25 protein-coding genes are annotated in these 26,202 nt (G+C 71.4%); 17 read left to right on the top strand and 8 right to left on the bottom strand.

Annotation, left to right across the window (positions count from 1 at the left end):
- Positions 1-9: 9 nt before the first annotated feature.
- The 8 genes from murG to ABID77_RS09485 all read left to right on the top strand — a co-directional run bounded on the left by murG (position 10) and on the right by ABID77_RS09485 (position 8,172).
- Positions 10-1,092 (top strand): undecaprenyldiphospho-muramoylpentapeptide beta-N-acetylglucosaminyltransferase, encoded by a 1,083-nt coding sequence (murG, locus tag ABID77_RS09520; protein ID WP_429594771.1) that lies wholly within the window; start codon positions 10-12, stop codon positions 1,090-1,092.
- Positions 1,089-2,546 (top strand): UDP-N-acetylmuramate--L-alanine ligase, encoded by a 1,458-nt coding sequence (gene murC / locus ABID77_RS09515; protein WP_429594284.1) that lies wholly within the window; start codon positions 1,089-1,091, stop codon positions 2,544-2,546. Before murG ends, murC begins: the two co-directional genes overlap by 4 nt.
- Before the next feature lie 41 nt (positions 2,547-2,587).
- Complete coding sequence (locus ABID77_RS09510; RefSeq protein ID WP_429594768.1) at positions 2,588-3,547, top strand: D-alanine--D-alanine ligase; 960 nt, start codon at positions 2,588-2,590, stop codon at positions 3,545-3,547.
- A gap of 2 nt (positions 3,548-3,549) precedes the next feature.
- Positions 3,550-4,335, top strand: coding sequence for a cell division protein FtsQ/DivIB (locus tag ABID77_RS09505; RefSeq protein ID WP_429594281.1), 786 nt, complete (start codon positions 3,550-3,552; stop codon positions 4,333-4,335).
- Positions 4,336-4,358: 23 nt separating this feature from the next.
- Positions 4,359-5,588 carry a cell division protein FtsA gene (gene ftsA, locus ABID77_RS09500; RefSeq protein ID WP_429594278.1) on the top strand — a complete coding sequence of 410 codons (1,230 nt, stop codon included), beginning with the start codon at positions 4,359-4,361 and terminating at the stop codon, positions 5,586-5,588.
- A gap of 163 nt (positions 5,589-5,751) precedes the next feature.
- Entirely contained in the window at positions 5,752-6,963 is a 1,212-nt protein-coding gene (gene ftsZ, locus ABID77_RS09495) for a cell division protein FtsZ (RefSeq protein ID WP_429594276.1), read from the top strand.
- Between the two features lie 84 nt (positions 6,964-7,047).
- Positions 7,048-7,971 carry a UDP-3-O-acyl-N-acetylglucosamine deacetylase gene (lpxC, locus tag ABID77_RS09490; protein ID WP_429594273.1) on the top strand — a complete coding sequence of 308 codons (924 nt, stop codon included), beginning with the start codon at positions 7,048-7,050 and terminating at the stop codon, positions 7,969-7,971.
- Positions 7,972-7,995: 24 nt separating this feature from the next.
- Complete coding sequence (locus ABID77_RS09485) at positions 7,996-8,172, top strand: hypothetical protein (protein ID WP_429594270.1); 177 nt, start codon at positions 7,996-7,998, stop codon at positions 8,170-8,172.
- Between the two features lie 13 nt (positions 8,173-8,185).
- Here the strand turns inward: ABID77_RS09485 and ruvC are convergent, their stop codons facing one another.
- Together ruvC and ABID77_RS09475 are read right to left on the bottom strand one after the other, a co-directional pair.
- Positions 8,186-8,734: a crossover junction endodeoxyribonuclease RuvC gene (ruvC, locus tag ABID77_RS09480; RefSeq protein ID WP_429594267.1), complete on the bottom strand. Its 549-nt coding sequence runs from the start codon at positions 8,732-8,734 to the stop codon at positions 8,186-8,188.
- A 122-nt stretch (positions 8,735-8,856) separates the two neighbouring features.
- Positions 8,857-9,966: a porin gene (locus ABID77_RS09475; protein WP_429594264.1), complete on the bottom strand. Its 1,110-nt coding sequence runs from the start codon at positions 9,964-9,966 to the stop codon at positions 8,857-8,859.
- Between the two features lie 262 nt (positions 9,967-10,228).
- On the opposite strand from ABID77_RS09475, the gene ABID77_RS09470 reads away from it, so the two are divergent.
- Positions 10,229-10,711 carry a DUF2809 domain-containing protein gene (locus ABID77_RS09470; protein ID WP_429594261.1) on the top strand — a complete coding sequence of 161 codons (483 nt, stop codon included), beginning with the start codon at positions 10,229-10,231 and terminating at the stop codon, positions 10,709-10,711.
- Here ABID77_RS09470 and mtgA read toward each other — a convergent pair.
- The 5 genes from mtgA to ABID77_RS09445 all read right to left on the bottom strand — a co-directional run bounded on the left by mtgA (position 10,656) and on the right by ABID77_RS09445 (position 16,025).
- Positions 10,656-11,444, bottom strand: a complete 789-nt coding sequence (gene mtgA / locus ABID77_RS09465; protein ID WP_429594766.1) for a monofunctional biosynthetic peptidoglycan transglycosylase — start codon at positions 11,442-11,444, stop codon at positions 10,656-10,658. The genes ABID77_RS09470 and mtgA overlap by 56 nt on opposite strands.
- Before the next feature lie 5 nt (positions 11,445-11,449).
- Entirely contained in the window at positions 11,450-12,346 is an 897-nt protein-coding gene (gene aroE / locus ABID77_RS09460) for a shikimate dehydrogenase (protein WP_429594258.1), read from the bottom strand.
- A 33-nt stretch (positions 12,347-12,379) separates the two neighbouring features.
- Entirely contained in the window at positions 12,380-13,252 is an 873-nt protein-coding gene (locus tag ABID77_RS09455) for an energy transducer TonB (RefSeq protein ID WP_429594256.1), read from the bottom strand.
- Positions 13,253-13,331: 79 nt separating this feature from the next.
- Positions 13,332-15,395, bottom strand: coding sequence for a ribonuclease catalytic domain-containing protein (locus ABID77_RS09450; protein WP_429594253.1), 2,064 nt, complete (start codon positions 15,393-15,395; stop codon positions 13,332-13,334).
- Positions 15,396-15,437: 42 nt separating this feature from the next.
- Positions 15,438-16,025: a YqiA/YcfP family alpha/beta fold hydrolase gene (locus ABID77_RS09445; protein WP_429594251.1), complete on the bottom strand. Its 588-nt coding sequence runs from the start codon at positions 16,023-16,025 to the stop codon at positions 15,438-15,440.
- 91 nt (positions 16,026-16,116) lie between these two features.
- Between ABID77_RS09445 and ABID77_RS09440 the strand changes: the two genes are divergently transcribed.
- From ABID77_RS09440 to ABID77_RS09420, 5 genes are all read left to right on the top strand, one after another.
- Positions 16,117-16,863, top strand: a complete 747-nt coding sequence (locus tag ABID77_RS09440; protein ID WP_429594248.1) for a LuxR C-terminal-related transcriptional regulator — start codon at positions 16,117-16,119, stop codon at positions 16,861-16,863.
- A 30-nt stretch (positions 16,864-16,893) separates the two neighbouring features.
- Complete coding sequence (locus tag ABID77_RS09435) at positions 16,894-18,753, top strand: sensor histidine kinase (protein WP_429594246.1); 1,860 nt, start codon at positions 16,894-16,896, stop codon at positions 18,751-18,753.
- A 32-nt stretch (positions 18,754-18,785) separates the two neighbouring features.
- The gene (gene rodA / locus ABID77_RS09430) at positions 18,786-19,940 is read left to right on the top strand and encodes a rod shape-determining protein RodA (RefSeq protein WP_429594243.1); all 1,155 of its coding nucleotides are present in this window, start codon (positions 18,786-18,788) and stop codon (positions 19,938-19,940) included.
- A 165-nt stretch (positions 19,941-20,105) separates the two neighbouring features.
- Positions 20,106-21,578, top strand: coding sequence for a metalloprotease TldD (tldD, locus tag ABID77_RS09425; protein ID WP_429594241.1), 1,473 nt, complete (start codon positions 20,106-20,108; stop codon positions 21,576-21,578).
- A 232-nt stretch (positions 21,579-21,810) separates the two neighbouring features.
- Positions 21,811-22,929, top strand: coding sequence for a 3-deoxy-7-phosphoheptulonate synthase (locus ABID77_RS09420; RefSeq protein ID WP_429594238.1), 1,119 nt, complete (start codon positions 21,811-21,813; stop codon positions 22,927-22,929).
- A gap of 12 nt (positions 22,930-22,941) precedes the next feature.
- On the opposite strand, the gene mpl is transcribed toward ABID77_RS09420, so the two are convergent.
- On the bottom strand, positions 22,942-24,363 hold the full coding sequence (mpl, locus tag ABID77_RS09415) for a UDP-N-acetylmuramate:L-alanyl-gamma-D-glutamyl-meso-diaminopimelate ligase (RefSeq protein ID WP_429594235.1): 1,422 nt from the start codon (positions 24,361-24,363) through the stop codon (positions 22,942-22,944).
- Between the two features lie 68 nt (positions 24,364-24,431).
- Between mpl and ABID77_RS09410 the strand changes: the two genes are divergently transcribed.
- The 3 genes from ABID77_RS09410 to accB all read left to right on the top strand — a co-directional run bounded on the left by ABID77_RS09410 (position 24,432) and on the right by accB (position 26,200).
- Positions 24,432-25,028: a hypothetical protein gene (locus ABID77_RS09410; RefSeq protein ID WP_429594233.1), complete on the top strand. Its 597-nt coding sequence runs from the start codon at positions 24,432-24,434 to the stop codon at positions 25,026-25,028.
- Positions 25,025-25,597, top strand: a complete 573-nt coding sequence (locus ABID77_RS09405; protein ID WP_429594230.1) for a TlpA family protein disulfide reductase — start codon at positions 25,025-25,027, stop codon at positions 25,595-25,597. Before ABID77_RS09410 ends, ABID77_RS09405 begins: the two co-directional genes overlap by 4 nt.
- Before the next feature lie 144 nt (positions 25,598-25,741).
- The gene (gene accB, locus ABID77_RS09400; RefSeq protein WP_429594227.1) at positions 25,742-26,200 is read left to right on the top strand and encodes an acetyl-CoA carboxylase biotin carboxyl carrier protein; all 459 of its coding nucleotides are present in this window, start codon (positions 25,742-25,744) and stop codon (positions 26,198-26,200) included.
- Positions 26,201-26,202: the final 2 nt, after the last annotated feature.

The raw sequence follows: 26,202 nt of genomic DNA, 5'->3' as shown, positions 1-26,202 counted from the left end.
GCGCTCGTCATGGCCGGCGGCACCGGCGGCCACATCTTCCCGGGCCTCGCCGTGGCCGAGGCCTTGCGCGAGCGCGGCTGGCGCGTGCACTGGCTGGGCGCGCCGGGCGGCATGGAGCAGCAGCTGGTGCCGCCGCGCGGCTTCGCCTTCGAGCCCGTGCAGTTCGGCGGGCTGCGCGGCAAGGGCGCGCTGACCCTGGCGCTGCTGCCGGTGCGGCTGCTGCGCGCCTTCTGGCAGAGCGTGGGCGTGCTGCGCCGCGTGAAGCCCGACGTGGTGGTCGGCCTGGGCGGCTACATCACCTTCCCGGGCGGCCTGATGAGCGCGCTCGTGGGCCGGCCCTTGGTGTTGCACGAGCAGAACTCGGTCGCCGGACTGGCCAACCGGGTGCTGGCGCTCGTCGCCCACCGGGTCTTCACGGCCTTCCCGGACGTCGTCAAGGGCGCCGAATGGATCGGCAATCCGCTGCGCGCCGCCTTCGTGACGAAGCCCGAGCCGGCCGCGCGCTTCGCCGGCCGCACCGGGCCGCTGAAGCTGCTGGTGGTCGGCGGCAGCCTGGGCGCGCGCGCGCTCAATTCGATCGTGCCGCAGGCGCTCGCGCGCATCGCGCCGGAATCCCGGCCGAGCGTGGTCCACCAGAGCGGTGCCAAGCAGATCGACGAGCTGCGCGCCAACTACGCCGCCGCCGGCGTCGCGGCCGAGCTCACCCCCTTCATCGAGGACACCGCCGCCGCCTATGCCGACGCCGACCTGATCGTCGCGCGCGCGGGCGCCAGCACCGTCACCGAGATCGCGGCCGTCGGCGCAGCAGCGCTGTTCGTGCCTTTCCCGTCGGCGGTGGACGACCACCAGACCACCAACGCGCGCTTCCTCGTCGAGGCGGGCGGCGGCTGGCTGGTCGCCCAGACCGACCTCACCCCCGAACTCCTGGCCGATTTGCTACAGACAACCGAACGCTCCACGCTGGTGGACAAGGCGCAGTGCGCCCGCACGATGAAGAAGACCGAGGCGGTCGACCGGATGGTCCGCGCCTGCGAGGAGCTGGCCGACCGGCGCGCCGCGCGCCGGGCCGCACGCGAGGGACGCGCGTCGTGAAGCACGCCATCCGCCACATCCACTTCGTCGGCATCGGCGGCGCCGGCATGAGCGGCATCGCCGAGGTGCTGCTCAACCTGGACTACCGCATCTCCGGCTCCGACCTGTCCGACAGCGCCACGCTGCGGCGCCTGGCCGAACTGGGCATCACGACCCATGTCGGCCACGACGCGTCGAACATCGCGGGCGCCGACGCGGTGGTCACCTCCACCGCCGTGCAGGCCACCAACCCGGAAGTCGTCGCCGCGCGCGAGAAGCGCATCCCGGTGGTGCCGCGCGCCATGATGCTGGCCGAGCTGATGCGCCTGAAGCAGGGCATCGCCATCGCCGGCACGCACGGCAAGACCACCACCACCAGCCTGGTGGCCAGCGTGCTGGCCGCCGCCGGGCTCGACCCGACCTTCGTCATCGGCGGGCGGCTCAACAGCGCCGGCGCCAACGCGCAGCTGGGCGGCGGCGACTACATCGTGGTGGAGGCCGACGAGTCCGACGCCTCGTTCCTGAACCTGCTGCCGGTGATGGCGGTGGTCACGAACATCGACGCCGACCACATGGAGACCTACGGGCACGACTTCGGCAACCTGAAGAAGGCCTTCGTCGACTTCCTGCACCGCATGCCGTTCTACGGCGTGGCCATCCTGTGCACCGACGACGACGCCGTGCGCGAGATCGTGCCGCAGGTGACCTGCCCGGTCACCAGCTACGGCTTCAACGAGGAAGCCCAGGTCCGCGCGGTCAACGTGCGCGCGGTCGGCGCGCAGATGCATTTCACGGCGCAGCGCCGCAACGGCGTCACGCTGCCCGACCTGGACGTGGTGCTCAACCTCGCCGGCGAGCACAACGTGCTCAACGCGCTGTCGGTGATCGCCGTGGCGGTCGAGCTCAACGTGCCCGACGCGGCGGTGCTGCAGGGCCTGGCCGACTTCAAGGGCGTCGGCCGGCGCTTCCAGAGCTACGGCGACGTGGCCGTGGCCAACGCGGGCGACTTCGGCGGCTTCACCCTGATCGAGGACTACGGCCACCATCCGGTGGAGATGGCCGCGACCATCGCCGCGGCGCGCGGGGCCTTTCCGGGCCGCCGGCTGGTGCTGGCCTTCCAGCCGCATCGCTACACCCGCACGCGCGACTGCTTCGAGGACTTCGTCAAGGTGCTGGGCACGGCCGACGCCGTGCTGCTCGGCGAGGTCTACGCCGCCGGCGAGGCGCCGATCGTGGCGGCCGACGGCCGTGCCCTGACGCGCGCGTTGCGCGTGGCGGGCAAGGTCGAGCCGGTGTTCGTCGACGAGATCGGCGCCATGGCGCAGGCGGTGCTGGACAACGCCCGCGCCGGCGACGTCGTGGTGTGCATGGGCGCCGGCTCCATCGGCGCCGTGCCGGGCCGGGTGGTCGAGCTCGGCGGCGCGGCGCCGCCCCCGGCCTCGGGCCAGTTCACGCGGGAAGGACGCGTCCTGTGACGACGACAACGAACACCATCGACGCCCTGGCCGCGCCGGCGATCGACGTCGCCGCGCTGGGCAAGGTCGCCGTGCTGCAGGGCGGCACCTCGGCCGAACGGCCGATCTCGCTGCTGTCGGGCGCCGGCGTGCTGGAGGCGCTGCGCGCGCGCGGCGTCGACGCCCACGCCTTCGATCCGGCCGAGCGCGACCTCGTCGAACTCAAGCGCGAAGGCTTCGCGCGCTGCTTCATCGCATTGCACGGCCGCCACGGCGAGGACGGCACGGTGCAGGGCGCGCTGGAACTGCTGGGCATCCCCTACACCGGCTCGGGCGTGATGGCCTCCAGCGTGGCGCTCGACAAGGTCATGACCAAGCGCATCTGGCTGGCCGACGGCCTGCCCACGCCGCGCTACGTGCGCCTGGCGGCCGACCTGCAGGGTCCCGAGCAGGTGCGCGCGGTGCCCGACGTGCTGGGCCTGCCGTTGATCGTCAAGCCGCCGCGCGAGGGTTCGTCCATCGGCGTGACCAAGGTGCGCGGCTACTCGGAGATGCAGGACGCGGTGGCGCTGTCGGCGAAGTACGACGCCGACGTGCTGTGCGAGGAATTCATCGAGGGCGAGGAGGTGACCTGCGCCGTGCTGGGCGCGGGCGCCGCGGCCCGGGCGCTGCCGGTGGTGCGCATCGCCGCCCCTGAGGGCGCCTACGACTACCAGAACAAGTACTTCACCGACGACGTGAAGTACCACTGCCCGAGCGGCCTGCCCGAGGCCGAGGAGGCGGAGATCCGCCGCATCACGCTGGCGGCCTTCCGCACGCTCGGCTGCCGCGGCTGGGGCCGCGCCGACGTCATGATCCGTGCCAGCGACCGCAAGCCCTTCCTGCTGGAGATGAACACCTCGCCCGGCATGACCACCCACTCGCTGGTGCCGATGTCCGCGCGCGCCGCCGGCATCGCCTACGAGGACCTCTGCCTGCGCGTGCTCGCCGCGGCGACGCTCGATTCGGCGGGCGCGCACTGACCATGGCCACCACCGCGCCCACCCCCTTCGACATCCGGCTGATGAACTTCACCGCGACGCTGGTGTTCGTGCTGTTCGCGCTGACGCTGGTCGGCGCGGGCGCGTGGTGGGTGCTGCGCCAGCCCTTCTTCCCGATCGTCGCGCTCAAGGTCGACGGCGAGGTCGCGCACAACAGCGCCGCCACGCTGCGCGCCAGCGTCGCGCCGCAGCTGACCGGCAACTTCTTCACCGTCGACCTGGCGCGCGCCCGCGCGGCCTTCGAGTCCGTGCCGTGGGTGCGGCAGGCGGTGGTGCGGCGCGAGTTCCCCAACAAGCTGCGCGCCACGCTGGTCGAGCACGTGCCGGTCGCGCACTGGGGCGCCGACACCGGCGCGCAGATGGTCAATGGCTTCGGCGAGATCTTCGACGCCGACGCGGGCGAGATCGACGACAAGCTGCCGCGCCTGGACGGCCCGCCCGAGCAGGCCGGGCAGGTGCTGGGCATGTACCGCATGATGGTGCCGCTGTTCGCGCCCTACGAGATCGGCATCGAGGAGCTCGGCCTGTCGAGCCGCGGCAGCTGGCACGTGGTGCTCGACACCGGCGCGCTGATCGAACTCGGACGCGGACGCAGCGAGGAGGTCGCCGCGCGCACCGAGCGCTTCCTGCGCACGGTGGCCCAGGTGGCGGCCCAGTACGGCCGCACTGTGGCGTCGATCGAGGGCGCCGACCTGCGTCACCACGAGGGCTACGCGCTGCGCATGCGCGGCGTCACCACCGTCGTGACCGAGCCACCCAAGAAGAAATAAGCGAACAGCGAGGACACACATACATGGCCAGGGAATACAAGGACCTCGTCGTCGGTCTCGACATCGGCACCGCCAAGGTGATGGTGGTCGTGGCCGAGGTGCTCGGCGGCGGCGCGCTCAAGCTCGCCGGCCTCGGCGTCGCGCCGAGCAATGGCCTCAAGCGCGGCGTGGTGGTGAACATCGACGCCACCGTCCAGAGCATCCAGCAGGCCCTTAAGGAAGCCGAGCTGATGGCCGACTGCAAGATCGGCCGCGTCTACACCGGCATCACCGGCAGCCACATCCGCGGCATCAACTCCAGCGGCATGGTGGCGGTCAAGGACAAGGAAGTGACGGCCGCCGACGTCGCCCGCGTGGTGGAGACGGCGCGCGCCATCAACATCTCCAGCGACCAGCGCCTGCTGCTGGTGGAGCCGCAGGAATTCGTCATCGACGGGCAGGACGTGAAGGAGCCCATCGGCATGAGCGGCATGCGGCTGGAGGCCAAGGTGCACATCGTCACCGGGGCCCAGAGCGCGGCCGAGAACATCATCAAGTGCGTGCGCCGCTGCGGCCTGGAGGTCGATCAGCTGATGCTCAACCCGCTGGCCTCGAGCCTGGCGGTGCTGACCGAGGACGAGCGCGAGCTCGGCGTGGTGCTGGTGGACATCGGCGCGGGCACCACCGATGTCGCCATCTTCACCAACGGCGCGATCCGCTTCACGGCCGTGATCCCGATCGCCGGCGACCTCATCACCAGCGACATCGCCATGGCGCTGCGCACGCCGACCAAGGACGCCGAGGACATCAAGGTCGAGAGCGGCTGCGCCAAGCAGCTGCTGGCCGACCCGGACACGCAGGTCGAGGTGCCGGGCCTGGGCGACCGCGGCCCGCGCATGCTCAGCCGCCAGGCGCTCGCCGGCGTCATCGAGCCGCGCGTCGAGGAGATCTTCTCGCTCGTGCAGCAGGTGGTGCGCGAGTCGGGCTACGAGGAGGTGCTGTCGTCGGGCGTGGTGCTCACCGGCGGCAGCGCGGTGATGCCGGGCATGGTCGAACTGGGGGAGGACATCTTCCTCAAGCCCGTGCGTCGCGGCATCCCGAAGTATTCGAGCGCGCTGTCGGACATGGTGGCGCAGCCGCGCGCGGCCACCGTCATGGGCCTCCTGGAGGAGGCGCGCTTCGGGCGCATGCGCGGCTACAAGGTGGCGCAGAAGAACGGGTCGGTCAAGACCGCCTTCGGCCGTTTCAAGGACTTCATCGTGGGGAACTTCTAGCCATGCCCGACCACACATTGGGGTTCGCACGCCGCCGCACACCCCTGCACTTCAACGAGCGATGGCGACGCACCGGCCCGCCTCTCGCGCACCCCGCCGGCCCCGTGCCGCAGACGACGCAGCTTTCAGAAACAACGGCAACAGCAAATTCAAGGAGTCAGAAATGGCCATCGAAATGATCGAAGTGGAAGAGTTCAACCAGGGCACGCAGATCAAGGTCATCGGCGTGGGCGGCGGCGGCGGCAACGCGGTCGCGCACATGATCGAGCGCGGCGTGCAGGGCGTGCAGTTCTCCTGCGCCAACACCGACGCGCAGGCGCTCTCGCGCAGCAACGCGCCCAAGCTGATCCAGCTGGGCAGCAACGGCCTGGGCGCGGGCGGCAAGCCGGCCAAGGGCCGCGAGGCGGCCGAGGCGGCGATCGACGAGATCCGCAGCGCCATCGACGGCGCGCACATGCTCTTCATCACCGCTGGCATGGGCGGGGGCACCGGCACCGGCGCGGCCCCCGTGATCGCGCGCGTGGCCAAGGAGATGGGCATCCTGACCGTCGGCGTGGTGACCAAGCCCTTCGACTGGGAAGGCGGCAAGCGCATGAGCAACGCCGACGAGGGCCTGGCCGAGCTGGAAGCCAACGTCGACTCGCTGATCGTGATCCTCAACGAGAAGCTGCTCGACGTGCTGGGCGACGACGTGACGCAGGCCGAGGCCTTCGCGCACGCCAACGACGTGCTCAAGAACGCCGTCGGCGGCATCTCCGAGATCATCAACGAGTACGGCGGCGTGAACGTCGACTTCGAGGACGTGCGCACCGTCATGGGCGAGCCGGGCAAGGCCATGATGGGGACCGCCTCGGCCAATGGCCCGGACCGCGCCCGCATCGCCGCCGAGCAGGCCGTGGCCTGCCCGCTGCTCGAAGGCATCGACCTCTCGGGCGCCAAGGGCGTGCTGGTGCTGGTGACGGCGTCGAAGGCCTCGCTGAAGCTGTCGGAATCGAAGCTGGCGATGAACACCATCCGCGCCTATGCCTCGCCCGAAGCCAATGTCATCTACGGCGCCGCGTACGACGACAGCCTGGGCGAAGAGATGCGCGTGACCGTGGTCGCCACCGGCCTGTCGCGTCCCACCGACGCGCGCCGCCAGGCACCGGCGCTCGAGGTCATCCGCACCGGCACCGACAACATCCCGTTCCCGATGGCCGCCGGCAGCATGGGCCAGCCCGGTCACCATCACCACCAGCCCAACTACGAGGGCATGGCGGTGCCCAGCGTGTGGCGCACCAACCGCACCATGGCCGCGGCCAAGGTCGACGCGCTGTCCTCGGGCGGCATGGACGACTTCGAGATCCCGGCGTTCCTGCGCCGCCAGGCGGACTGATGGCGTTCGCGCGTGCCCGCGCCTATGGCGGGCATAGCCGCACCGGCGGCGCGGCGCGGCGTCCCCACTCTTAAAATCGCCGCCGTGCTGCAACAACGAACCCTCAAGACCATCACCCGCGCCGTCGGCGTCGGGCTCCACAGCGGCCAGCGCGTGGAACTCACGCTGCGGCCCTCGGCGCCCGACACCGGCATCGTGTTCCGCCGCGTCGATCTGCCCGAGCCGGTGGACATCCCGATGACGGCCGAAGCCGTGACCGACACGCGGCTGGCCTCGACGGTCTCGCGCAGCGGTGCCAAGGTGCAGACGGTCGAGCACCTGATGTCGGCCTGCGCCGGCCTGGGCATCGACAACCTGGTCATCGACATCACGGCCGACGAGGTGCCCATCCTCGACGGCTCGGCGTCGTCGTTCGTGTTCCTGCTGCAGAGCGCGGGCATCGAGCTGCAGAAGGCGCCGCGGCGCTTCATCAAGGTCCTGAAGCCCGTCGAGGTGCGCGAGGGCCAGGACGCCGACGCCAAGTGGGCGCGGCTGGAGCCGCACCACGGCTTCAAGCTGAGTTTCGAGATCGACTTCGACCACCGCGTGGTCGACTCCACCGGCCAGCGTTTCGAGTTCGACCTCGGCCTGGGCTCGTACAGCCGCGACATCGCGCGCGCGCGCACCTTCGGCTTCACGAAGGAGGTCGAGTACATGCGCAGCCGCGGCCTGGCGCTCGGCGGCGGGCTCGACAACGCCATCGTCATGGACGACACCAAGGTGCTCAACGCCGGTGGATTGCGCTACGACGACGAGTTCGTCAAGCACAAGATCCTCGACGCCATGGGCGACCTGTACGTGGTCGGCCGGCCGCTGCTGGCCTCCTACAGCGCGTTCCGCTCCGGCCATGCGATGAACAACAAGCTGCTGCGCGAACTGCTCGCGCACCCCGACGCCTACGAGATCGTCACCTTCGACGACGAGCGGCGCGCCCCGCGCGGCTTCGCCGAGGTCGCGCGCGCCTGGTAGGGCGGCGCCCGCGACCACCGCGCCATGCTGCTGTTCCGCTGGGCGATCCTGCTGTTGCTGCTGATCGCGGGCGTGTCCTTCGCGTTCTATGCCGGCACCGGGCAACCTCGGTACCGCCGCTTCGGCTGGATCACGCTGAAGTGGACCCTGCTGGCCGCCTTCGGCTTCTTCGCGGTGCTGATCGCCGAGCGCGTGGCCTGAGTCCGGGAGCGCCTCAGCGCGTGCGGCCGCTGCGGTACATCCCCGAGGTGCTGCGCGCCAGGCCCGCCGCTTCGCTCAGCCGGGCCATCGAACTGCCCACGTGCGCGTGCGTGATGGCGATGCCCAGGGCGTCGGCCGCGTCGCTGCCGGGCAGGCCGGGCAGGTCGAGCAGCCGCTTCACCATTTCTTGCACCTGCGCCTTGGCGGCCTGGCCGTGGCCGGCGACGGCGCGCTTCATCTGCAGCGCCGTGTACTCGGCCACCGGCAGGTCGCGCGTGACCAGCGCCGTGATGCAGGCGCCGCGCGCCTGGCCCAGCAGCAGCGTGGACTGCGGATTGACGTTGACGAAGATGATCTCGACGGCGGCTTGGTCGGGCCGGTAGCGCGCCGTGACCTCGCCGATGCCGTCGAACAGCACCTTCAGGCGCGCGGGCAGGTCGCCCAGGGTCATGTTGCGGGTGGTGATGGTGCCGCTGGCCACGTAGCGCAGGGAGGCGCCCTCGACGTCGACCACGCCGAAGCCGGTGGTCTGCAGGCCGGGGTCGATGCCGAGGATGCGCATGGATCGGGAAACGGACCGAGCGCGCCGGGAGCGCGCGGGTCGCCGGGAGGGAAGTGGAGGGACTGCGACTGTAGTCGACGCCCTCCAGCGCGCTGTGCCGCGCTGCGTCCGGGTGCGCCGATTCAGAAGCGGTGGCGCAGGCCGATCGTGTAGCCGTTGCGGCTGCGGGGGCCGCCGGCGGTCGTCGTGCCGTTGAGGTTGGCGTCGCCTTTCAGCCGCGTGGTGTCGAGCTCGACATACGCGTCGGTGCGCTTGGACAGCGCGTAGTCGGCCGCCATGACGAAGAAGGTGGCCCGGGCGTCGCCCGCGAGGGTGGGGCCGGACTGCTTGGTGCGGAACAGGTGGGCGCCCAGGTTGAGCTGGGGCGTGATCTGGTAGCCCACGCCCAGCTTGGCGATCTGGCGTTTGTCGGCCGCCAGGAAGGCCGGGCCGCCGAAGTTGCCGTTGGCCGGGGAGGTGCCGCTCCAGAGCGACGACAGGATCGCCAGGTCGACCGGCGAGGTCAGCAGCCCGCCGTCGAGCTTGTTCTGGCCGAGGCCGGCGTTGAAGTACCACTGGTTGACGCGGTAGGAGCCGCCGAGGGTCCAGGCCTCGATCTTGCGGCCCGAGCCGAAGACGTAGTTCTGGAACGCGCCGCCGAGGGCCAGGCCGCCGCTCGCGTAGCGCAGGTAGGCGCCGGCGGTACGGCCGCCGGTGGGGGCGTCCTCGCCGGGCGAGTACTGCACGCCGGCGCGCAGCGGGCCGTAGTCGATCACGTACTTGATCATGTTGCTCGCGCGCGCGCTCAGCGAGAAACCGATCTCGGGCTTGAAGGCCTCGAAGTAGGGCGAGTAGGGGAACGACGCGTACGTGGTGGTGACGACGTCGAACAGCACGTTGTACTGGCGACCGAGCGTCAGGCGGCCGAAGCTCGCGCTCTGCAGGCCGACCCACGACTGCTGGAAGTAGTTGGTCGTCGCCGGGTTGCCGGTGTCGGTGAGGAAACGGTTCTCGAGGTTGGCGAGCGCCTTCAGGCCGCCGCCCAGGTCCTCGGTGAGGTTGATGCCCCAGCGGCTCTGCGACATGCCGCCACCGATCATCTGCGTGAGCTTGCCGTCGCCGTTGGCGCCCTCGTTCGTGGTGTGACGGATCGCCGCGTCCACGATGCCGTAGAGCTGGACCGTGGACTGCGCCCAGGCGGCGGGCGCCAGCGCGGCGATGAGGGTGCTGGCCAACAGCGATTTCCTGTACATGATTCCACCTCGTCTCTGTGTCTTGTTATCGAGCGAAGACTTTAGGGGAAATGAGTAACGCCGATCCCTCTCATGACGTACTCGATTTCCCCGATGGGACGACGGTGCGCGTTCCGCTAGATACACCTCGAACGCACGTCGGAGCGTGGTCGGCCGAACGCGGATCCGCGGGGAGATCCGGTCGCCATCGCGCCGACGCACGGTCGTCCGAGGTCTCCGGCCGCACGGTCCCGCACCGCCTCCACCGACGATCATGGACACCATGAAAGATGTTCTTCCGTCCGGCATCGCGCGGCCCGGCGCCTGCCGCTGGCGTTTCGACGCGCGGGCCGCATTCGGGGCGCTGGTCGTCTTCGCGCTGCTGGTGCTGCTCGCGACCGCCGGCGCGCGCACGGGCTGGCTGCGCGGCTTCTTCGGCGACGTCCTGGCGGTCGTGTGGCTGTACCTCTGCGTCAAGGCCGTGATCGGCGCGCGGCCGTGGCCGCTCGCGCTGGCCGCCGTCGGCGTGGGCTGCGCGCTGGAGCTGTCGCAGTACCTGGCCCGGCTCTGGCACCTGCGCATCGGCCATCCGGTGCTGCGCATCCTGCTGGGCAGCACGCCGGATTGGATGGACGTCCTGGCCTACGGGCTCGGCGGCGTCGCGGTGCTGGCGCTGGAGGCGGCGGTGGCACGGCGGCCACGCCGACGATTCAAGGCAGTTCGACCGCCGGCATGCGCGCCACGATGGTGGCGGCACGGCCGTTGAGGTAGGGCGAATTCGGCCGGCGCTCGAACGACTTCGGACTCGGCAGCATCACGGCCAGCCGGGCCGCCTCGCTGGCGCTCAGGCGCGCCGCGGGCTTGCCGAAATAGTGCCGGGCCGCCGCCTCGGCGCCGAACACGCCTTCGCCCCACTCGACGCTGTTGAGGTAGATCTCCAGGATGCGACGCTTGCTCAGCAGCATCTCCAGCGTGGTCGCCAGCATCACCTCCTGCGCCTTGCGCAGCAGCGTGCGCTCGCCCGACAGCAGCAGGTTCTTGGCCAGCTGCTGCGTGATGGTCGAGCCGCCATGCACCTTCGGCGCAGCCGGCTCCTTGCCGCGCGCGCGCACCTGCGCGGCACGGCGGGCGGCGATCTCCTCGGCGCGCGCGTTGTGCGCCCGCGCGCGTTCGATGGCCTCCCACTCGACGCCGCGGTGGTAGACGAACTCGGCATCCTCGCTGGCGACGACGGCGCGCTTGAGCGTGTCGGCGATGCGGTCGTAGGGCACCCACTCCTGCGCCCAGGCCGGCGCCGCGTCGCCGCGCCGCGCGGAAGCGGTACCGCCGGCATCGGCGTTGGCACGACCCCGGGTCGCGATCTTCCAGGCTTCCGAGCGCTGGAACGTGGTCGACTGCGGATCGACGACGGTCATGAGCGCGATGCGGCCGATGAAGAAGAGCTGCAGCGCCAGCCCGGCCACGGCCAGACAGGCGAGCCAGCGCACGATGGCGCGCAGGGCGTTCAACGTTCGTGCGCCGGCACGGCCGGAGGCGGCACGGGAGTGGCGGCGCGCAGCACCTCGCGCAGCTCGGCGAGCACCTGCGCCGCCGGCGGACGCACGCCGCGCCAGCGCTCGAAGGCCTCGGCCGCCTGCTCGACCAGCATGCCCAGGCCGTCGCGCGGCACCGCGCCGTGGGCCTCGGCCCAGGCCATGAAGCCGGCCGCGGCGGGGCCGTACATCATGTCGATGGCCAGCGCGCCGGGGCGCAGCACGCGCGCCGCCACCGGCACGTCGGCACCCGCGAGGCTGGTGGCGGTGGCGTTGACGACGATGTCGAAGTCGCCCGGCACCGCCTGCAGCTCGCAGGCCTCGAGCTGCGTGCCGTGCGCGTGCGCGAGATCGGTGTGCCGCCGCACCAGCGCGATCGCCTTGTCGAGCGTGCGGTTGGCCACCGCCACGCGCCGCGCGCCGGCCTCGATCAGGGGACCCAGCACGCCGGCCGCGGCCCCGCCGGCGCCGATGAGCAGCACGTCGCGACCGGCCAGCGCCACGCCGGCGTTGCGCACGATGTCGTTGACCAGACCGGCGCCGTCGGTGTTGTCGCCGCCGATCGCGCCGCCCGTGGCCGGATCGTCGAAGACCAGCGTGTTGACCGCGCCGGCCAATGCCGCGCGCGGGGTCAGGTGGCCGGCGGCGACCTCGGCGGCGTCAAACTTGAAGGGCACGGTGACGTTGCAGCCGCGCGCCGTGCCGGCCGGATCGGCCCGGAAGGCCGCGACCGCCTTGGCGAAGCCGCCCAGCGGCACCAGGCGGCGGCGGTAGTCGAATGTCTGACCGGTGAGTTCGGCGAAGCGGGCCTGGATCCACGGCGAGCGGCTGTGCTCGACCGGGTTGCCCATCACGCAGTAGAGGTCCATGGCGGGAGGTTCCTTGGGTTGGGGGGCACGATCCTAGCGGCTCGTCTTGAGGGTCTCGTCGCGGCCGAACTGGAAGCGCGAGGGCAGCACGATCTGGTCGGCCTGCGCCCGCATCGCCTCGGAGAAGCGGCCGAAGCCGCCGATGCCGGTCACGATGGCCTGGGCCCGGCGGTCGAGCACGTCGATGCCCGAGCCCTGCAGGATCTCGGCGCCCAGCAGCCGGCCCTCGGCGTCGACGGTGACCAGCATGGTCAGCTCGCCGTAGAGCTTGCGCCCGGCGAGCTCGGGGAAGTTCTGCGTCCCGCGCGCCTCGATGCGCCGGCGCAGGCGGTCGACGTAGGCGGCGTAGACGGCCTCGCGCGTCGCCGGGCTGACATAGCGCTTGCGCGGCTGCGCGTTGTCGCGGTTCAGGCGCCGCTCGATCTCGGCGAGCTGGTCGACCAGCTGCTGCTGCCGGTCCTCGGGCGCGAGGGTGGCCTGGAGTTCGACCGACGCCGCCTCGGGCCGAGGCGGCGTCGGCGGCGTGGCGGTGGCCTGCTCGGCCGGCGCCGTCCGGCTCAGCATGGCGCGTGTCTCGGCGGGCGCCGCCTCGGCCTGGCGGCGCGCGTCCTCGGCCGCGTCGCCCTCGGCGGCGAAGGCCGAGCGCGGCAAGGGACTGGTCGATCGGCCGCGCTCGGCGGCCGTGCCGCCGCCGGTCAGCGCGTGCTGGGCGAGGGCCTCGGGCCGCTCGGGCGGGTCGGTCGCGTCCCGGGGCCGGGCGTTGACGAGGACCACCTCGAGCGGTGCGTCGTCGAAGCGCCGCGCGGTCGCCGGCGGATCGGCGAAATGCACCGCCAGCACCGCCGCGTGCAGCGCCACCGACACGCCGAGCGCGACGGGCAGGACACCGGGGCGTTTCGGCTTCATGGCGACCGGACGAGGCGGGTGGGGTTGGCGGCCGGGTCGGGCGGAGTGTCGGCGTTGCGCGGGACCGGAACCCGCGATCTCAGGCCGGCGTGCCGGCGGCCGGCGCTTCCGCGTCGGTCATGTCCACGGCGATGGCGATCGGGCCGGCCACCACGTCCTCGTCGTCGCCGGCGTCCTCCGGGGTCCCGGCCGCGGCATCGGCATCGGGCACGTCGAGGCGTTCGAGCACGGTGCCGTGCACGTCGAGCGCGATCTCGTCGATCTCGCCCAGCTTCACCCGCAGGCGGGCGCCGCGCGGCTGCTGGCCGGCCACCGGGAACACCAGCGGCAGGGTCTCGGCGCGCACCAGCGCGCCGTTGGGCAGGTCCTTGATCACGCTCGCCTCCAGCTCGGTGATGCCCTGCTGCTGCAGGTACTTCAGCGTCCAGAAACGTTCCATGCCGCCCTGGTAGGCGTTGTAGGTGGCGTAGGCGGCGTCGAAGCCCGACAGGATCGAGAACAGGTCGGCGTCCTTGGGCTTGAAGGGCGCGGCCAATGCGGCGGTCCTGCCGTGGCGGGTCGCCGCGATGATCTGCCACTGGTTGACCAGGTCGGTGTAGCGGCGCAGCGGCGAGGTGCTCCAGGCGTAGCTCTTCACGCCCAGGCCGGCGTGCGGCAGCGAGCGCGTGCCCATGCGCACCTTGATGCCGGGCGCCAGGCTGGCCTGGCTGCGGTAGAGGCCCGGCACGCCGAGTTCGCCGAGCCAGGCGCCCCAGCTGCTGTTGGCCAGGATCATGGCCTCGGCAACGATCAGGTCGAGCGGCGATCCACGCTGGCGCGTGGTGATGCTCACCGGTTCGTCGCCCACCGGCTCGCCGCCGTCGCCGGCGAGGCGGAAGTTGTAGTCGGGCCGGTTGAAGTTCTCCGGCTTGCCGCGCGCCACCTCGCGCTGCGCCTTGAGCTGGCGCGCGAGCCGGAACAGGAACGACAGCGGAGCGCGCAGGGCGGCGACTTCGTCGGGCGTGTCGGGATTGGCGAGGCCCGCGTCCTCCAGCCAGTCCTGCGTGATGACGCCGTCGAGCCGGTCGTGGCGCAGGTTGGCGACGATCGGCACGCGTTCGAGCTTCGTCTCGGTGCCCTGCAGTTCCAGCGTGGCCCCGTCGAAGCGCGCGTAGAGCGACACCGCCGGGCGGTCGCCGCCTTCCAGCAGGGTGTAGGTCTGCACGACCTCGTCGGGCAGCATGGTGATCTTGTGGCCCGGCATGTAGACCGTCGACATGCGCGCGCGCGCCACCTGGTCGATGGCGCCGCCCGGCACCAGCGCCAGGCCGGGCGCGGCGATGTGGACGCCCACCGTGACCGTGCCGCTGCCCAGGCCCTGCACCGACAGGGCGTCGTCGATCTCGGTGGTCTGCGAGTCGTCGATGGAGAAGGCCGCCACGCCCTCGGCGAGCGGCAGGTCGTCGGCGATCGCCGGGGCCGCCAGCGCCGGGAAGCCGGTGCCCTTGGGGAAATTCTCGAACAGGAAGCGCCGCCAGTGGAACTGGTAGGGCGAGTCGATGGCGCCGGCGCGCTCGAGCAGTTCGAGCGGCGCGCGCTGCGCGGTGCGCGAGGCCTCGACCACGGCCCGGTACTCGGGCGCGTTCTTGTCGGGCTTGAAGAGGATCTTGTAGAGCTGCTCGCGCACCGGCGCCGGGCAGTCGCCGGCCACTAGCTGCGCCGCCCACTCGTCGATCCGCGCCTGCACCTGCTTCTTCTTCTCGATGGCCGCGAGCGCCTGCTGCACGATCTCGGCCGGCGCCTTCTTGAAGCGGCCCTTGCCGGCGCGGCGGAAGTAGTGCGGGGCGTCGAACAGCGCGAAAAGCGCGGCGGCTTGCTGCACCAGCGTCGGGCCGGCCTGGAAGTACTCCGCGGCCAGCTCGGCGAAGGCGAACTCGCCCTCGGGCGCGAACTCCCAGGCGAGGTCGAGGTCCAGGGTGGCGGCCAGTTCGCGCGCCTGCGCGATCAGCTCGGCCGGGGCCGGCTTGTCGAAGCGCAGCACGATGTGCGCGCTCTTGGCCTTGACCCGCTTGCCGCTGTCGAGCTCGACCTGGGCCGAGGCCTCGGCCTCCGAGATGACACGTCCGCCGAGGTACTTGCCGGCTTCTTCGAACAATACAAACATGGGCCGGATTCTCCCATGCCCATTCCGGTGCCCTCGCGGAGGTCAGACGGGGTCGAGGAAGGCGAGCACGTCGTCCAGGTGCCGTGCCTCGAAGTCCGACAGCGCGTGGTCGCCGCCTTCGAGCAATCGCAGCCGGCTGCCCGGATAGCGCCCGGCCATCTCGCGCCAGTCGAGCACTTCGTCGCCCTTGGCGACGATGGCGAGGACGCGCTCCGGCCGGGCCAGCGCGCCGACCTCCAGGGCGCGCAGCTCGTCGATGAACGCCGGCTGGAAATGGAAGTGCTGCGCCGGGTCGTGCCAGGCGGTCTGGTCGCCGATGTGGCGCGCCAGGTCGCGCGCCGGATCGACGGCCGGATTGAGCAGCACGGCCGGGCAGCCGGTCCGCGCCGCGACGTGGGTCGCGTAGAAGCCGCCCAGCGAGGAGCCGACGACCGCCATGGTGTCGCGCGGCCAGGCCGCGATGCCGTCCATGAGCAGCGCCATCGCCTCGCGCGGGGAGGGCGGCAGCTGCGGGCACCACCAGTGCGCCTCCGGATGGCGCCGGGCCACCCGGTCGGCGACCAGGCGCGCCTTGGTCGACCGTGGCGAGGAACGAAAACCGTGGAGGTAGAGCAGATGGGTCGTGGGCATGCCGGCATGCTAGCGGCGCCGACGGACGGCGCAGACGCTGTGGCGCATCGCCTGATGTGGCCTGTGCATCGAAAGCTTATGCTCCAGCCCCATGCATACCGAGGTATTCACGGAGAGTGCAAAGCCCTGCGCGGTGCTGGTGGTGGAGGACGACGTGCGGACCCGCGACGCCTTCGAGCGCAACGTGCGCGCGCAACCCGGGTTGCGCTGGCTGGCCGGCCTCGGCACGGTGAGCGAGGCGCTGGCCTGGCTGGCCGCGGCCACGGAGGCGCCGGACGTCCTGCTGGCGGACCTCGGGTTGCCCGACGGCAGCGGTCTCGACGTGATCCGCGCGACGGTGGCCCGCTTCCCGTGCTGCGATCCGCTGGTGATCTCGGTCCACGGCGACGCCGCCAGCGTGCTGGCGAGCATCGAGGCCGGCGCCGTCGGCTACCTGTACAAGGACGCGCCGCCCGCGGACATCGCCCGCACGATCCTCGACGTCAAGGCCGGCGCGTCGCCCATCTCGCCCATGATCGCGCGCTGCGTGCTGACCAAGTTCCGCAGCCTGAGCCTGGCGGCGACCACCGCCGGCGCGCGGGGCGGCGCGACGCTGTCGTCGCGCGGTCCGCTGCCGTCGAAGCCCGAGGGGCCGGGATTCCTGTCGGCGCGCGAGCAGGAGGTGCTCGACCTGATCGCCCGCGGTTTCTCCTACGCGGAGATCGCCCGGCTGAAGAACCTGAGCGTGAACACGGTGCAGACGCACATCAAGAACCTCTACGGCAAGCTGGCCGTGCATTCGAAGAACGAGGCCGTGTTCGAGGCGACGCGGCTCGGGCTGCTGCGGCATCCGGACTGAGCCATGCGCGCGGCGGCAGGCACAGGGGCGATGCGACGTGCCCTCGTGCTCCTGGCCGTGGCGCTGTGCCTCGTCGCCGTCCGAGCCGACGCCCCGGACGGTCCGGACGCCTCGGTTCCGGTCCTGCACGCGCTGCAGGCCGGTCGCGTCGCGAGCACGGTCGACGGCGTCGCGCGCGAGGCGCCCGCGACGCTGCCCTACCACTGGGACCGCATGCACGCCGGCCGGCCCGGCGAGGCGCGCTTCACGCTGCCGTTCACCCTGGCCGAAGCGCCGACGGAGCCCTGGGGCCTGTTCATTCCGCGCGTGGGCAGCGCGTTCGACGTGGCCGTCAACGGCAGCGTGCTGCAGACCTACGGCGATCTGGCCCGGGCCCACGGGGCCGACTACGCCAAGGCGCCGATCTACGTGCCGGTGCCGCCCCGGCTGCTGCACGCGGGCGCCAACGTGCTGCAGGTCCGCATCCGCGCCGATTCCGGCCGACGCGCCGGGCTGGCGGTGCCCGTGCTCGGGCCGGCCGCGCCGGTGCGCGAGCGCCTGTTCGCGCCGGCCTATGCCTGGCGGTTCACGGGCTCGGTGCTGCTGTCGGCCTTCAGCCTGGTGGTCGGCACGATCGCGCTGGGGCTGTGGCTCACCCAGGTCGACACCGCCGGCACCGGCATGGTGGCCGGCGCGGACCGGCCACGGCGCGAGTCGCTCTACCTGTGGGCGGCGCTGGCGGAGTTCTGCTGGGCGCTGCGGGTGGCCGACGGCGCCATCGTCGAGCCGCCCCTGCCCTGGATCGCGTGGGGCGTGCTGATGACGGTCTGCTATTCCGGCTGGGCCGCGGCGTGCGTGATGTTCTGCCAGCACCTCGCCGGCTGGCAGGACCGGCCCGCCATGCGGTGGCTGCGGCGCGCGGTGGCGACGATCTTCACCGTGGCGGTGCTCGCCTGCCACGTGGCGCTGACGCGGGGCGAGCCCTTCTGGCTGACCGGCTGGCTGGGCGTGGAGATCGTCGCGGTGACGGGCTACGTCCTGTTCTTCGTCGGCGCGACGCTGCGGCGGCCGACGGCCGCGCGCGCGCTGGTGGCGTCGGTCCTGGCGCTGACGCTGGCGGTGGCGGTGCGCGACTGGCTCGTCATCCGCATGAGCGACGCCTACGGCGAGACGACCTGGGTGCGCTACACCTCGCTGCTGTTCGGCCTCGCGCTGCTGGGCATCGTGCTGATGCGCTTCCGGACCGCCAGCGCCCAGTCGCGTCAACTGCTGCGCACCCTCGCCGTGCGCGTGGCCGAGCGCGAACGCGAACTGGCGGCGGCCTACGAGCAACTGGAGACGGCCGCGCGCGCCCAGGAACGCACCCGGGAGCGCGAGCGCATCCTGCGCGACATGCACGACAGCGTCGGCTCGCACATCAGCACGGCGATCCGTCAGATGCAGTCCGTCCCGGTCCGCGCGGACGAGGTGCTGCACACCCTGCGCGATGCCATGGACCACCTCAAGCTGTCGATCGACGCCCTCCAGTTGCCGCCGGGCGACGTGCAGGGGCTGCTGGCCGGGCTGCGCCACCGCTTCGAGCCGCGCCTGGCCGGCTCGGGCCTGATGCTCGAATGGGCGGTGGACGAACTGCCGCCGCTGGCGCGGCTCGACGCGCCGGCGCTGCGCCAGCTGCAGTTCCTGCTGTTCGAGGCCCTGTCGAACGTGCTGCAGCATGCGCGCGCCCGGGTGCTGCGCATCGAGGCGGGGGCGGCGGGCGGCGCGGTGTGCATCCGCGTGATCGACGACGGCGTCGGCTTCGACGCGACGCGCGCGCCGCGCGCCCTCGCGCTGCGCGCCGAGGCCATCGGCGCGGCGCTCGCCGTCCAAAGCCGGCCCGGGCGCACGGTCGTCCAGGTCGATCTGGCCTGATCCGGCGGCATGCGCCGCGATAATCCGCGCCCATGTCCGCCGTCTTCCAGCAACCCTCCCTCGCACGGCGCATCGCCCCCATCTTCCAGGGCTTCGACGGCCTGCTGGCCTTCGCGGTGATCCTGCTGGCCTGCGCCGGATTGCTGACGATGTACTCGTCGGGCTTCGACCACGGCTCGCGCTTCATCGACCACGGCCGCAACATGCTGATCGCGGGCTTCATCCTGTTCGTCGTGGCGCAGGTGCCGCCCCAGCGGCTCATGGTGTTCGCGGTGCCGCTGTACCTGGCGGGCGTCGGCCTGCTGATCGCGGTGGCGCTCTTCGGCATCACCAAGAAGGGCGCCACGCGCTGGATCAACGTCGGCATGGTGATCCAGCCGAGCGAGATCCTGAAGATCGCCACGCCGCTGATGCTGGCGTGGTGGTTCCAGCGGCGCGAGGGGCAGGTGCGCCCGTTCGACTTCGCCGTGGCGCTGGTGCTGCTGATGATCCCGGTCGGGCTCATCATGAAGCAGCCCGACCTGGGCACCTCGCTGCTGGTGATGGCCGCCGGCCTGTCGGTGATCTTCTTCGCCGGCCTGAGCTGGAAGCTGATCGTGCCGCCGGTGGCCATCGGCCTGGTGGCGGTGGCGCTGATCGTCGGCTTCGAGTCCCAGCTGTGCGCCGACGGCGTCGACTGGCGCGTGTTGCACGACTACCAGAAGCAGCGCGTGTGCACCCTGCTCGACCCGACCAAGGACCCGCTGGGCAAGGGCTTCCACATCATCCAGGGCATGATCGCCATCGGCTCGGGCGGGGTCGGCGGCAAGGGCTTCATGCAGGGCACCCAGACGCACCTGGAATTCATCCCCGAGCGCACCACCGACTTCATCTTCGCCGCCTACGGCGAGGAGTTCGGCCTGGCCGGCAACCTGTTCCTCATCGCCGCCTTCACCTTCCTGATCTTCCGCGGCCTGGCCATCGCCCTGTCCGCGCCGACCCTGTTCTCGCGCCTGCTGGCCGGCTCGGTCACCATGATCTTCTTCACCTACGCCTTCGTGAACATGGGCATGGTCAGCGGCATCCTCCCCGTCGTCGGCGTCCCGCTGCCCTTCATCAGCTACGGCGGCACCGCCATGGTCACCCTCGGCCTCGCCCTCGGCATCCTGATGTCCATCTCCCGCGCCCGCCGCCTGATGCAGACCTGAGCATCACGCGCTACGCCCGGTCGCGCGCAGCCCGGCGCAACGCGCCGCGGCTCGTTCGTGAATGGCGTGGAACCGGCTTCGCCGGGCCACTGCCATTGCCCCCGGTAGGGGGTGGGCGAAGGCGACACGCAGTGCGCCGCAGCCTGGGGGGAGCAATAATCCAGAATGATCTCCCGCGAACCCACCATCGAGCGCCTCGCCACGGCGCAACAGCTCCTGCTCACGCCCTTCGGCCTCGACGAGTCGCACCTCGGCCGGGCGCTGGCCGAGATCAAGGCCCACCAGATCGACGACGCCGACCTCTACTTCCAGTACACGCGCAGCGAGGGCTGGAGCCTGGAGGAGGGCATCGTCAAGACCGGCAGCTTCAGCATCGACCAGGGCGTGGGCGTGCGCGCCGTCAGCGGCGAGAAGACCGCCTTCGCCTACTCCGACGACATCTCCGAGGCCTCGCTCCTGGACGCGGCGCGCACCGTGCGCTCCATCGCCGCGACCGCGCGCGGCGGCCGTGCGAAGGTCCCCGGCCGCAAGATCGCCTCGAGCCGCTCGCTCTACGACGGCCTCGATCCCATCGCCACGCTCGACAGCACGTCCAAGGTGCAATTGCTGGAGAAGGTCGAGCAGCTCGCCCGCAGCCGCGACCCGCGCATCGCCCAGGTCATGGCCGGCCTGGCGAGCGAGTACGACGTCGTGCTGGTCGCGCGCGCCGACGGCACCCTGGCCGCCGACGTGCGTCCGCTGGTGCGCCTGTCGGTGACGGTGATCGCCGAGCAGACCATCGCCGGCAAGGTCCGGCGCGAGATCGGCTCGGGCGGCGGCGGCGGGCGCTTCGGCCTGGCCTATTTCGACGACGAACACATCGCCGACTACGTCGACCAGGCCGTCAAGGCGGCACTGACCAACCTCGAGGCGCGGCCGGCGCCGGCCGGCGAGATGACCGTCGTGCTCGGCCCGGGCTGGCCCGGCATCCTGCTGCACGAGGCCATCGGCCACGGCCTGGAGGGCGACTTCAACCGCAAGGGCTCGAGCGCGTTCTCCGGCCGCATCGGCGAGCGCGTCGCGGCCAAGGGCGTCACGGTGCTCGACGACGGCACCATCGCCGACCGCCGCGGCTCGCTCAACGTCGACGACGAAGGCAACGCCAGCCAGCGCAACGTGCTGATCGAGGACGGCATCCTCAAGGGCTACATCCAGGACTCGCTCAACGCGCGCCTGAGCGGCGTTAAGCCCACCGGCAACGGCCGCCGCGAGAGCTACGCCCACGTGCCGATGCCGCGCATGACCAACACCTACATGCTCGGCGGCGACAAGGACCCGCAGGAGATCGTCGCCAGCATCGAGCGCGGCCTCTACGCCACCAACTTCGGCGGCGGCCAAGTCGACATCACCAGTGGCAAGTTCGTCTTCTCGGCGAGCGAGGCGTACTGGGTCGAGAACGGCAAGATCCTCTATCCGGTCAAGGGCGCGACCATCGTCGGCAACGGCCCGGACGCCCTGACGCGCGTGACGCTCATCGGCAACGACATGGCGCTCGATCCGGGCGTGGGCACCTGCGGCAAGGAAGGCCAGAGCGTGCCCGTGGGCGTCGGCCAGCCGACTCTGCGCATCGACGGCCTGACCGTCGGCGGCACCGCCTGAGACGGCTCCGACAGGGTTTCCGAGACGTCCCGTCGGCAAAACCCTGTGCTACATTGCCTTTCCATGTCGCTGCGCGCCGCTTTCTTCTTTTCGTACTTCTGGTTCCGGACCCCCGGCGGCCCAGAGACGAGCGCGTAACGACACGACGCACACCCCCTCTGAAAACCGCCGGCGCTCACGCCCCGGCGGTTTTTTCATGTCCTTTCGATTCCCACCTTCCAGGAGCCCCGCGATGACCCATCCTTCCGCCCCGACCAGCGACAGCTGGTATGCGCACGTCGAGAAAACCAGCCAGACCGACGACGAACGCATCAAGGACATCAACGTGCTCCCGCCTCCCGAACACCTCATCCGCTTCTTCCCGATCCGGGGCACGCCGGCCGAGACGCTGATCACCGGGACGCGCCGCCGCATCCACGACATCATGGCCGGCACCGACGACCGGCTGCTGGTGATCATGGGACCGTGCTCGATCCACGACCCGGCCGCCGCGCTCGACTACGCCCGGCGCCTGAAGGCCGAACGCGAGAAGTACGCCGACTCGCTGGAGATCGTGATGCGCGTGTACTTCGAGAAGCCGCGCACCACCGTCGGCTGGAAGGGCCTCATCAACGACCCGTACCTCGACGAGAGCTACCGCATCGACGAGGGCCTGCGCATGGCGCGCCAGCTGCTCATCGACATCAACCGCATGGGCCTGCCCGCGGGCAGCGAGTTCCTCGACGTGATCTCGCCGCAGTACATCGGCGACCTGATCTCCTGGGGCGCGATCGGCGCGCGCACCACCGAGAGCCAGGTGCACCGCGAGCTGGCCTCGGGCATCTCGGCGCCGATCGGCTTCAAGAACGGCACCGACGGCAACATCCGCATCGCCACCGACGCCATCCAGGCGGCGGCGCGCGGTCACCACTTCCTGTCGGTGCACAAGAACGGCCAGGTCGCCATCGTGCAGACCAACGGCAATCCCGATTGCCACGTCATCCTGCGCGGCGGCAAGGCGCCCAACTACGACGCCCAGAGCGTCGGCGCGGCCTGCGCCGACCTCGAAGCCGCCAAGCTGCCGTGCCGCCTGATGGTCGACTGCAGCCACGCCAACAGCTCCAAGCAGCACCAGAAGCAGCTGGAGGTGGCGGCCGACGTCGCCGCGCAGATCGCCAGCGGCAGCCGCAACGTCTTCGGCGTGATGCTGGAGAGCCACCTGAACGCCGGTGCGCAGAAGTTCACGCCGGGCCGCGACTCGATCGGTGGTCTCGAATACGGCAAGAGCATCACCGACGCCTGCCTGGGCTGGGACGATTCGGTGAGCGCGCTGGACGTGCTGTCGCAGGCGGTGAAGTCGCGTCGCGGCTGAAACCGCGCGGCGTCAGGCCGGTGCCCGGAGCGTCGCCAGCAGCCGGTCGTGCACGCCGCCGAAGCCGCCGTTGCTCATGCAGACGATGTGGTCGCCCGGTCGCGCGGCGGCCACGACCCCCTCGACGAGCGGCGCGAGGGTCACGTCCACCCGGGCGCGCGCGCCCAGCGGCGCCAGCGCGGCGGCCGCGTTCCAGTCGAGCCCGGCGGCGTGGCAGAACGCCAGGTCGGCTGCCGCCAGGCTCCAGGGCAGTTGCGCCGCCATGGCGCCGAGCTTCATGGTGTTGCTGCGCGGCTCGAACACCGCCAGGATGCGGTCGGCACGCCGGCCCGCGTCGTCGAGCTTGCGGCGCAGGCCGTCGAGCGTGGTGCGGATGGCGCTCGGGTGGTGCGCGAAGTCGTCGTACACCGTGATCTCCCCCGTCCCACGCGCGACCGTGCCGCGCAGCTCCATGCGCCGGCGCACGTTGCGGAAGCCGCCGAGCGCCGCGGCGGCCTCGGCCGGCGCCACGCCGACGTGCTCGGCCGCGGCGATCGCGGCCAGCGCGTTCATGCGGTTGTGCTCGCCCGACAGCGACCAGGCGACGTGGCCGAGCGTCTCGCCCGCTCGCACGACGTCGAAGTCGTCGTGCGCGCCTCTGGCCTGCCACCGGGGGCCGTCCGCGTCGCCGCCGTCGTCCTCGCCGCCGAAGCGCACCACCTTGCTCCAGCAGCCCTGCGACAGCACGCGACGCAGGCTGTCCTCGGTGCCGTTGACGACCACCCGGCCGCTCGACGGCACGGTGCGCACGAGGTGGTGGAACTGGCGCTCGATCGCCGCGAGGTCGTCGAAGATGTCGGCGTGGTCGAACTCCAGGTTGTTCAGGATGGCGGTGCGCGGGCGGTAGTGGACGAACTTGCTGCGCTTGTCGAAGAAGGCGGTGTCGTACTCGTCGGCCTCGATGACGAAGCAGGGCGAGCCGCCCAGGCGCGCGGAGACGCCGAAGTCCAGCGGCACGCCGCCGACCAGGAAGCCCGGCGCCCGGCCGGTGCGCTCCAGGATCCAGGCCAGCATCGACGTGGTGGTGGTCTTGCCGTGGGTGCCGGCCACGGCCAGCACGTGGCGGCCCTGCAGCACGTGCTCGGCCAGCCATTGCGGGCCGCTGGTGTAGGCGGCGCCGGCGTCGAGGATGGCTTCCATGAGCGGAAACTTGGGCGTGCCGTCGGCCAGCCGGGCGCGGGAGACGACGTTGCCGACGACGAAGACGTCGGGGCGCAGGGCCAGCTGGTCGGCGCCGAAGCCCTCGATCAGTTCGATGCCGAGCGCGCGCAGCTGGTCGCTCATCGGCGGATAGACGCCGGCGTCGCAGCCGGTCACGCGGTGGCCGGCCTCGCGCGCCAGGGCGGCGAGGCCGCCCATGAAGGTGCCGCAGATGCCGAGGATGTGAATGTGCATCGGTCGATTCTAGGGACGCGCCCTGGGGTAATCCCTGCGCGAAGCGCCGCGCAGGGCAGAATGGCCGGATGGACACGCCCAAGCGCGAAATCGCCGCCGTCGCGGCCCGGCTCGTGGTCGAGGAGGGGCTGGAATACGGCCCCGCCAAGCGTCGCGCGCTGCGCGAGATGGGACTGAACGCGCGCACCGCGCTGCCCCACAACGACGAGGTCGAGGCCGAGGTGCGCGACTACATCCAGCTGTTCTGCGCCGACACCCAGCCGCGCGAACTGCGGGCGCTGCGCCTGCTGGCGCTGGAATGGATGGAGCGCCTGCGGGTCTTCCGGCCCCACGTCGGCGGCGCCGTCTGGCACGGCACCGCGACGCGGCTGTCGGACGTCTACATCCAGCTGTTCTGCGACGACTCCAAGTCCGCCGAGATCGCGCTCATCGACCACCACGTCGACTACGAACCACGCATGGTGACGGGCTTCCACGGCGAGAAGGTCGAGGCGCTCAGCGTGCATGCGCCCAGCCGCGCGCTGGGCGAGGAGATCGGCGTGCACCTGCTGGTCTACGACTTCGACGACCTGCGCGGGGCGCTCAAGCCCGATGCCCAGGGCCGCACGCCGCGCGGCGACATCGCCGCGCTGCGGAAGCTCGTCGAGCAGGACGGCGTCGCATGACGGCGACCGGCCGTCCGGTGATTGGCGACGGCGGTTCGCGCCGCCGATGGCTCGCCGCCGGCGGTGTCGCCGTGGCGGCCGCCGGCCTGGGCGCGGGTACGGCGCTGTGGCGGCAGCGGACGGTGTCCGAAGGCGCGGGCGAGGCCCTCGACCCGGCGTTCTGGTCGACGCGCTACGAACGCCCCGAAGGCGGCGAACTCGACCTCGCTGCCTTGCGCGGCAAGCCGTTGCTGGTCAATTTCTGGGCCACGTGGTGCCCGCCGTGCATCGAGGAACTGCCGCTCATCGACGCTTTCTTCCGCCAGCACGCGGCGTCCGGTTGGCAGGTGGTAGGCCTGGCGATCGACCGACCCGAAGCCGTGCGCAAGTTCCTCGCGACCACGCCCGTGAGCTTTCCGGTCGGCGTCGCCGGACTCGCCGGCACCGACCTCGTCCGGCGCCTGGGCAACACGGCCGGCGGCCTGCCGTTCACGCTGGTGCTCGGAGCCGACGGCCGGACGTCGGCGCGTAAGATGGGCAGGCTCGATCGCGCCGATCTGGATGCGTGGCGTGCAGGAGTTCACGGTTAGAATCCGGCCCCCGTCGACGGCAGTTGACGCCCGAACGCCGGAGTAGGCCGACGTAGGTCGACGTAAGAAGTCGAACCGCGTCGTTCGCACCTTTCTCCAGGCAACTTAATTTCCGAAGGGCCGGACAACCGGCAATGGAGTCCCATGGATCTGCGCAAGCTCAAGACACTGATCGACCTGGTGTCTGAATCGAATATTTCCGAACTGGAGATCACCGAGACCGAGGGCAAGGTCCGCATCGTCAAGGGCGGCGTCGCGGCGCCGGTGCAGTACGTGCAGACCATGGCGGCACCCGCTGCCGCCGCCGCGCCGATCGCCGGCCCGGCCGTCGCCGCCGAGCCGGCCGCCGCCGTGACGCCCGCGGCCACGGGCCACGTGGTCAAGTCGCCGATGGTGGGCACCTTCTACCGCTCGTCGAGCCCGGGCGCCGCGGCGTTCGTGGAGATCGGCAGCCAGGTGAAGGAGGGCGACACCGTCTGCATCATCGAGGCGATGAAGATCCTCAACGAGATCGAGGCCGACAAGTCCGGCACCATCACGCAGATCATGGGCGACAACGGCCAGGCCGTCGAATACGGCCAACCGCTCTTCGTCATCGAGTGACC

Source organism: Variovorax sp. PvP013, from assembly GCF_050435945.1.
Lineage (GTDB): Bacteria > Pseudomonadota > Gammaproteobacteria > Burkholderiales > Burkholderiaceae_C > Variovorax.
Note: the sequence above shows the minus strand (reverse complement) of the source record. Positions and strands in the feature narration are given on the sequence as shown.

What these genes read in the sequence shown, in the direction of transcription:
- murG (WP_429594771.1), top strand. Translation starts at nt 10, where the DNA reads ATGGCCGGCGGCACCGGCGGCCACATCTTCCCGGGCCTCGCCGTGGCC.
- ABID77_RS09505 (WP_429594281.1), top strand. Translation starts at nt 3,550, where the DNA reads ATGGCCACCACCGCGCCCACCCCCTTCGACATCCGGCTGATGAACTTC.
- ftsA (WP_429594278.1), top strand. Translation starts at nt 4,359, where the DNA reads ATGGCCAGGGAATACAAGGACCTCGTCGTCGGTCTCGACATCGGCACC.
- ftsZ (WP_429594276.1), top strand. Translation starts at nt 5,752, where the DNA reads ATGGCCATCGAAATGATCGAAGTGGAAGAGTTCAACCAGGGCACGCAG.
- ABID77_RS09485 (WP_429594270.1), top strand. Translation starts at nt 7,996, where the DNA reads ATGCTGCTGTTCCGCTGGGCGATCCTGCTGTTGCTGCTGATCGCGGGC.
- ruvC (WP_429594267.1), bottom strand. Translation starts at nt 8,734, where the DNA reads ATGCGCATCCTCGGCATCGACCCCGGCCTGCAGACCACCGGCTTCGGC.
- ABID77_RS09475 (WP_429594264.1), bottom strand. Translation starts at nt 9,966, where the DNA reads ATGTACAGGAAATCGCTGTTGGCCAGCACCCTCATCGCCGCGCTGGCG.
- ABID77_RS09470 (WP_429594261.1), top strand. Translation starts at nt 10,229, where the DNA reads ATGAAAGATGTTCTTCCGTCCGGCATCGCGCGGCCCGGCGCCTGCCGC.
- aroE (WP_429594258.1), bottom strand. Translation starts at nt 12,346, where the DNA reads ATGGACCTCTACTGCGTGATGGGCAACCCGGTCGAGCACAGCCGCTCG.
- ABID77_RS09455 (WP_429594256.1), bottom strand. Translation starts at nt 13,252, where the DNA reads ATGAAGCCGAAACGCCCCGGTGTCCTGCCCGTCGCGCTCGGCGTGTCG.
- ABID77_RS09450 (WP_429594253.1), bottom strand. Translation starts at nt 15,395, where the DNA reads ATGTTTGTATTGTTCGAAGAAGCCGGCAAGTACCTCGGCGGACGTGTC.
- ABID77_RS09445 (WP_429594251.1), bottom strand. Translation starts at nt 16,025, where the DNA reads ATGCCCACGACCCATCTGCTCTACCTCCACGGTTTTCGTTCCTCGCCA.
- ABID77_RS09440 (WP_429594248.1), top strand. Translation starts at nt 16,117, where the DNA reads ATGCATACCGAGGTATTCACGGAGAGTGCAAAGCCCTGCGCGGTGCTG.
- ABID77_RS09435 (WP_429594246.1), top strand. Translation starts at nt 16,894, where the DNA reads ATGCGACGTGCCCTCGTGCTCCTGGCCGTGGCGCTGTGCCTCGTCGCC.
- rodA (WP_429594243.1), top strand. Translation starts at nt 18,786, where the DNA reads ATGTCCGCCGTCTTCCAGCAACCCTCCCTCGCACGGCGCATCGCCCCC.
- tldD (WP_429594241.1), top strand. Translation starts at nt 20,106, where the DNA reads ATGATCTCCCGCGAACCCACCATCGAGCGCCTCGCCACGGCGCAACAG.
- ABID77_RS09420 (WP_429594238.1), top strand. Translation starts at nt 21,811, where the DNA reads ATGACCCATCCTTCCGCCCCGACCAGCGACAGCTGGTATGCGCACGTC.
- mpl (WP_429594235.1), bottom strand. Translation starts at nt 24,363, where the DNA reads ATGCACATTCACATCCTCGGCATCTGCGGCACCTTCATGGGCGGCCTC.
- ABID77_RS09410 (WP_429594233.1), top strand. Translation starts at nt 24,432, where the DNA reads ATGGACACGCCCAAGCGCGAAATCGCCGCCGTCGCGGCCCGGCTCGTG.
- ABID77_RS09405 (WP_429594230.1), top strand. Translation starts at nt 25,025, where the DNA reads ATGACGGCGACCGGCCGTCCGGTGATTGGCGACGGCGGTTCGCGCCGC.
- accB (WP_429594227.1), top strand. Translation starts at nt 25,742, where the DNA reads ATGGATCTGCGCAAGCTCAAGACACTGATCGACCTGGTGTCTGAATCG.